The organism is Halomonas sp. 141, assembly GCF_002810305.1.
Classification (GTDB): Bacteria; Pseudomonadota; Gammaproteobacteria; order Pseudomonadales; family Halomonadaceae; genus Vreelandella; species Vreelandella stevensii.
In genome coordinates this window covers 1-683 of the sequence record NZ_PINZ01000134.1, presented here as the reverse complement: position 1 = coordinate 683, position 683 = coordinate 1, and the positions used below count along the sequence as shown (strand labels likewise).

Annotated in this window: 1 protein-coding gene; it reads right to left on the bottom strand. The window is 64.3% G+C overall.

The genetic code is table 11. The features are described 5' to 3' along the window. A partial coding sequence (locus CWI66_RS17685) for an IS30 family transposase (RefSeq protein WP_100732394.1) occupies positions 1-677 on the bottom strand: 677 nt, incomplete at its 3' end. Between the last annotated feature and the right edge of the window lie 6 nt (positions 678-683).

The window sequence follows — 683 nt, the reverse complement described above, 5'->3', positions numbered from 1 at the left end:
TTCACAGCTCCCCGGCGTGGCTTCAACAGCCGGATCATGGCCGCTTGCGTCAGGTCTGCTGAGACCCTGGGCAACCGTGCTGCCAGGAGATAACCACTACGCCGCTCTACCAGGGTGACCAGGCCCGATTGCTTGTGCCCCTGAACCACGGTGTCACCCTCCCAATGCCCGATGAAGCGGCGTTCCTCGACCTCCGCCGGGCGATGCTCGATGCCCACGCGATGGGGGATCCTGCCAAGTCCTGCGCTTTTAGCCCGGGCACGGCGTTTGCTGTGCCGCCGGGGCTGACGAAGGTGCCGCCACAGGTCGCCACCCCGGGCCTTGTCATCCCGGACCAGGGAGTAGATCCACTGGTGGCTCACGCCCACGCCGATCAAGGGGGCCATGAAGCCGCTGATCTGCTCGGGACTCCACTCCTCGCGGAGCCGTCTGGCGACGAAGTTCATCAGGCTGGGTAGGCGCTTCGTCCACTTCCAGGCGGTGCGGCGTCGATGGTCGCTACGTTGCTGGGCCTGCTCAGGGTCATACCCCTCGGGCGTCGTGTGACGACGCAGCTCCCGACTCACTGTACTGTCATGAACGCCAATAGCTCTGGCGATCTGTCGCTGGCTCATGCCTGCACACCTGTAAGCGTGAATCTGGTATCGTTGGGTCTGGGTCAGCTGTCGGTATGCCATGCTCTG